At 74.0% G+C, this 481-nt stretch carries 1 protein-coding gene; it reads right to left on the bottom strand.

The features are described from left to right. A partial coding sequence (locus tag HNV26_RS37460; RefSeq protein ID WP_253817406.1) for a response regulator transcription factor occupies positions 1 to 469 on the bottom strand: 469 nt, incomplete at its 3' end. Between the last annotated feature and the right edge of the window lie 12 nt (positions 470 to 481).

The following is a 481-nucleotide window of genomic DNA, read 5'->3' as shown; positions in this document are numbered from 1 at the left end:
CCATGATCTGGTCGCGCGTGAGAACCCGGCCCGCGCGTTCGGCCAGCGCCACCAGCAGGTCGAACTGGTAGGAGGTGAGGTCCGCCGGCTGGCCGCCCACGGTGACGGAGCGCGCGTCGCGGTCGATCTCCAGCGTGCCGAAGCGCATGGCCTGCGACGGCGCGGCGGGCCCGGTCTCGCGGCGGCGCAGGATGGCGCGGATGCGCGCGAGCAGTTCGCGCGGCTCGAAGGGCTTGGGCAGGTAGTCGTCGGCCCCCAGCTCCAGCCCGATGATGCGGTCCATCGGGTCGCCCTTGGCCGTCAGCATCAGCACCGGCACCTGGGCCGCGGCGCCGGGCAGCGAGCGGATGCGGCGGCACACGTCGAGCCCGTCCATGTCGGGCAGCATCAGGTCCAGGATCACCAGGTCGGGCAGCGCGCCGGCATCGCCGCCCTGGAGGCGCGCCATGCCGCTCTGGCCGTCGGCCATGTGGGTGACCTC

Source organism: Myxococcus xanthus, from assembly GCF_013116825.1.
In the GTDB taxonomy this organism is placed as follows: domain Bacteria; phylum Myxococcota; class Myxococcia; order Myxococcales; family Myxococcaceae; genus Myxococcus; species Myxococcus xanthus_B.
Note: the sequence above shows the minus strand (reverse complement) of the source record. Positions and strands in the feature narration are given on the sequence as shown.